General features: G+C 39.5%; 1 protein-coding gene and 3 pseudogenes. 3 read left to right on the top strand and 1 reads right to left on the bottom strand.

All coding sequences use genetic code 11. The features are described 5' to 3' along the window. Window positions 1–126, bottom strand: a pseudogene (locus tag F6J94_RS29585) (transposase); the annotation flags it as partial. Between the two features lie 120 nt (window positions 127–246). Between F6J94_RS29585 and F6J94_RS29580 the strand changes: the two are divergent. The 3 genes and pseudogenes from F6J94_RS29580 (at window position 247) to F6J94_RS29570 (ending at window position 4524) form a co-directional block, all read left to right on the top strand. Continuing rightward, window positions 247–1104, top strand: a pseudogene (locus F6J94_RS29580) (IS5 family transposase). A 482-nt stretch (window positions 1105–1586) separates the two neighbouring features. After that, a pseudogene (locus F6J94_RS29575) lies at window positions 1587–2955 on the top strand (IS4 family transposase); the annotation flags it as partial. Between the two features lie 126 nt (window positions 2956–3081). Continuing rightward, window positions 3082–4524, top strand: coding sequence for an MATE family efflux transporter (locus F6J94_RS29570; protein ID WP_293030132.1), 1443 nt, complete (start codon window positions 3082–3084; stop codon window positions 4522–4524). Window positions 4525–5402 lie beyond the last annotated feature (878 nt).

The following is a 5402-nucleotide window of genomic DNA, read 5'->3' as shown; positions in this document are numbered from 1 at the left end:
CACCACAGGCCATAATCGCTCTGCCGGTTGTAATTCAGGAGAGTAAGGGGGTAAGGGGAAAAGATGAATCCCCTCTGGCACCTCCAACTTCTCACTCATATGCCACCGAGCCTGATCTACAGTTAGAGCTGATTTATAAAGAGAATCTAAAGAAAGTAGGGGATTAAGTGAATATGGTGTAATCGTTATTTCTTAGTTATAGTTAAGCTATGTTGTGACTGATGAGCCGTCTACCTGCGATCGCAAATCCTCAACGTCAACCTAACCCGACGTGACCTGAGCGACTCAGAATGGGAAATACTCAAGCCTCTAGTACCATTACCCAAGGGGTTTGGTCATCCTATAGAGGTGGATTTCCGAGAAATTTTCAACGCCATATTCTATGTGCAACGGACTGGATGTCAGTGGGAAATGATGCCTCATGATCTACCACCTTATAGCACGGTATACAGATACTTCAAAAAATGGCAAAAAGGCGGTTTTTGGCAACAGATACACGATAAAATACGCCAAAAATTAAGAACAGAATTAGACCCGGATGAAGACTCAACTGTTGCCATTGCTGATTCAATGTCAGTGAAAACAACAGAAAAAAGGGCTCTGTCTACGGTTTCGACGGTGGCAAGAAAGTTAAGGGGCGTAAGCGTCACATTGTAGTAGATTCCCTTGGATTATTAATTGGTGTTTTGGTAACTGAAGCGAATGCCTCAGAACGATTAGGAGCAGTCGTAGTACTTAATGAAGCCAGGGATAAACTGTCGAAATTAGATGTGCTTTGGGTAGATCAGGGTTATTCTGGTAATAATTTTGCCCGTGCAGTTAAGGAAGTTTGTGGCGATCGCGTGAGGGTGGAAGTAATCAAGAGAACTTCCAAAACTTTTGAGCGGTTACCTAAACGATGGATTGTTGAGCGCAATGCATGGATGGTTGAATAGATTTCGACGCAAAAGCCTGGATTATGAGGTGTATTCAGATGTGAGTGAAGCCATGATTTATGGCTCTCTAATTCACCTTATGGTTAAGCGACTGGCAATGCTTTTGGTTTACTTTATAAATCAGCTCTTAAAGCAACGCAAGAGGCCAGAGGCCATAAGTAATATATAATCAACTATATAGGCATTTTGGGAAAGTTCAAAAACTCTAATCAGTGTTTACCAATTATTTGTAATTCAGGGAATCTTGAATGTCAAATATTGAAGTTTAAAGGTTAATGTGTAGTGGAGAGTTCAAGTTAATTTGAAGTTAATAAAAAAAGGTGTAAAAATTTTTAACAAACAATCCAAACTCAAGCTATGACTACACTTCAAGGATTAAGTTTACGAACCTAACTTGTTTAACTCAACCGAATAGGTGATAATTGGCCTCGGTGTATCTCAGTTTGGTAAAAACATTAGGCTCGAATCCTTAGAGCTGATTTGTGAACAGAGCTATAACCATTGCGGTGCAATGCTTTCAGGATTTAGGCTTATGTTTACTCCCTGAAGGGGTGACGAAATAGCCTGAAAAGCTTTAAATGTAAAGCGTTCACCATTTTGTGGTAAAAAAAAGATAGGTCTCTTTTGTTCAACAAGACCTACCTATTGACAATGTTACTTGCATTCTACCAAAACCACTTAAAAAGTCAACTTAGTAAGTCAGAATACTTATTTAGTCTAATTCTGCTTAGTCTCCTACAGACAATTAAAAAAGTAAATTTAGAAAAATTAGCAAATGCTCTATCAATTCCCATAAAATTTGAAAGTCGTAGAAAAGCGATGCAGTCGCTCATGGGGGTTCCCCCCATGAGCGACTGCATCAAGACAAGAATACAACGATTTTTATCATTGCCTAATCTGACGATTGAAAAAATTTGGTTTCCAATTATCAAAACCTGGTTATCAACATACTTCACAACTGAGCAATTAATTTATGTAGCGATATACCGCACAAATTGGAGTCGAATAAATTTCCTCATGATCAGTATAGTTTGGGATAAAAGAGCTTTTCCTATATATTTTGAATTACTTCCCAAATTAGGGTGTAGCAATATTCATGAACAAAAAACTGCCCTATCCTCAGTGATGCCACTTTTAAAAAACTATAAAGTTTGTCTATTAGGGGATAGAGAATTTGGCTCGGTCAAGCTGGCACAGCACCTCCAGTCCTTGGGTGTCTATTTCTGCTTACGTCTTAAGAAGAACGAATTTATCGAAGTCAAAAATAATATTTTTATTCAATTAAATAATTTAGGCTTAACACCAGGATTATCTTTTTTTATCCAAGGAGTTAAAGTGACCTTGAAGTTACCGTAGAACAGGGTAGCCTTATTACCAAGACTTAAACCTATGACTCACAGACTGCCGACTATAAAGGCTACCCTGTTCAAGGTTTCATCCAAGACCCGTGGTTTTATAATTTTTAATGTGGCTGGTAAGTGGCAACGTAAAGTCAAGAAAGTAGCTTCGTTCGCGTAGCGTGGCCAAAGGCCAAAGAAGGATGGTTTATTCTTACAAATTTGGAAAGCTTAGAGTCAGCTATTTCAGCTTATAAAAAAAGATTTGATCTTGAATAAATGTTTAGATATTTTAATACAGGTGGTTATAATATAGAGGAGACTAAAGTTGAGGGTAAACGGCTTATTTCTATAATTTTATTAATTGCAATAGCTTACACTTCCTCAACGATTCAAGGTCAGCATATTAAAGCGATGCAGCGCGGTCTTGGGGGTTTCCCCCATGACCGCGCTGCATCAAGACACGTCAAGGAATACAAAACTATGTAGCTCGTGTCAAAGAATATGGTCGTAGGGAGCGGAGACATAGCAGTTTTTACATTGGTTTATATGGCCAAACTTGGGTGAATTTAAAGGATGTTTGTTTAGAATTAGTCACCGAATTAATGAAATGAAATCCTAATAAACGAAAGTATTATCAACGAGGCCTAAGGGCTAGGTTGCTTATAGAGTCTGCGTTTTAACTTATTTCGTCGCCCCCTCAGCTTATTTCGTCGCCCCCTCAGGTTTACTCCTGCTTACCTGAAATCCATATCTGTCAACGGATTTCAGCTCTTAAGATTTACTTTATAAATTACCTCTAACCTCTAATGCAGAACAAAACGACTGAGACAAACTGTACACATAGTCCTAAGTTAGGCTCATATAGCTTGGTATCAAAGGCTATATCTGAAACAATTTCTAGTTCTCAATTACTCATTCCCCTTATAAGCACACAGATTTGTGATGTAGCTGTTCAAGCTATAGATGTTGTGATGATGGGGTTATTAGGAACTCAATCAATAGCATCAGGTGCTTTGGGAACGGTTGCTTTTGCCACCGCTGTTTATGTTGGATACGGAATTGTATCAGGGGTAGGGGCAATGGCAGCTGAAGCAGTTGGCACTGATGAGCCTGAACAGGTTAGTTATATTTTATTTCAGGGGTTATGGTTACTTATAATTATATCCTTACCCATGGTTTTGCTCTTGTGGTGTGGTGGTTCTTTCTCAGGTTTAATCGGACAAGACAAAGGCGACTTTTTCCTCGTCAAAAGTTATGCAAATGCAGTTATATGGGGACTCCCAGCTGCTATTGGATTACTAATTGCTAAGGATATTGCCTCCGCTGTTAATTATCCTCAATCGATAGCTGTCATTGCGGTGATTGGCCTGGGCTTAAATATTCCTGTTAACTATATATTGATGTTTGGAAAATTTGGATTTCCAGATTTAGGACTATCGGGTATTGGCTGGGCGAGTAGTTTTATTTATTGGCTTACGTTCTTAATAGCTATCGTTTTATTTATGTTTCATCCAAAGTTTGACAAATATAGTTTTTTTGGTAATTTTTATCAGCTCGATCCAAGACTTATAATCAAACTTTTTCGTATTGGCTATCCGATGGGGATTCACTATGGTACTGAGATAGCACTTTTAAACATAACCACGTTGCTGATGGGATCTTTTGGTACAGCTACTCTAGCAGCACACCAGATTACAATTCAAACTGTAGAAGTTTTTATGGCAATTCCATCTGCTATTGCCTGTACTACTGTTGCTAGAGTGGGGTATGCCTATGGAGCTAAAGATGCGATGGGAATTAGAGTGTCGGCATTTATTAATCTTGCTATTGGTGCTTTCTTTTCATTGTTAGTGATAATTATAGTTTGGGAATTTCCCAAGCAGGTTGTGTCTATCTTTATAAATCCCGATGATCCAAACTATTTTAATACAAAAGCTACAGCAATCTCCTTTCTCTACATTGCAGGTTTTTACCAATTCGCCTATGGACTTCAAATGAATATGACTGGAGCCTTATTAGGCATACAGGATACCAAAATCCCTATGCTCATCAATTTACTTTCATTCTGGGGATCTGGACTCGGAGTGGGCTATTTACTAGCAATGCCTTTAGGTTATGGTGGTATGGGCTTGTGGTGGGGATTGGTTCTAGGCCCATTGATATCCAGTTTATTACTCGTCTATCGTTTTCTATTTTTAAATCGTCAGAAAGGGGATCAGATTAAAGATGTTAATCCGGCAGTAAAATAGAGTGCCTTTTTAAGGCTAAAACTCCTGGTAATATCAAGTTGCATTAAATAACCGTAATCTGGGGGGTGACATGCAAGCTAAAACCCTTACTGGGTAATATTTTCAGCCGATCTGTTACAAAAAGATACATGGTGTTTTGGGCGCTTCCTTGGACGTAGTTATAAGGGTTTGAGCTTTCATAAAATCACAGGAGGGTCAATTTGGGAGTTTATCAATTCTTATGATAATTGGCATCAAAGCCTTATCTAGTAAGCTTTTCAGGGCTCATGTCACCCCCTCAGAACCGTAATATATGAGAGATGCAAGACAATGGTCCAAACTGATGCCCAAGCGAATCAGCATAGAACCCCATCTGAGTATAGAAGAACATTAACAGCGCTATCGTCAAGGGAAAGATCCGATTGAACGCTCCCACTATCAAATCATCTGGTTGCTAGCCCTTGGCAGAACCAGTGAAGAAGTCGCGCAAAGTGACTGGATATAAACGAAGTTGGATTTATGAACTGGTGTGGGGCTACAACCGGATTGGACCTTTGACCTTGGGAGATGGTAGGCGTAGAAACCTGTTTTGCTCCACCTCTTTTAAGGGATCAGCAACAAGGGCAATTAGATCAAATTTTGTCAGGTCCAGCCCCGGATGGTGGGCTGTGGAACGGTCGCAAAGTTGCAGACTATCTCTGTGAATTATTGGTTCGAATTGTCTGACTTCAACTTGGATGGCGGATTCTCAAGCAAATGGATTAAAGGGCTGAAAGTACCTCGACCAACAATCACCAATTCATATCTCAACAACAACAGCAGTGGAAAAAAAAACTGGGCTGTGAAGTGGAGAAAGTGCAAAAAGAACACCCCTGGGCCGAGGTATCGGTATGGAGTCA

The sequence above is a fragment of the Moorena sp. SIO1F2 genome, assembly GCF_010672755.1.
GTDB lineage: Bacteria > Cyanobacteriota > Cyanobacteriia > Cyanobacteriales > Coleofasciculaceae > Moorena.
This window is presented reverse-complemented; position numbering and strand designations above follow the sequence as displayed.

Coding starts and splice junctions, on each gene's coding strand:
- F6J94_RS29570 (WP_293030132.1), top strand. CDS start 3,082: ATGCAGAACAAAACGACTGAGACAAACTGTACACATAGTCCTAAGTTA.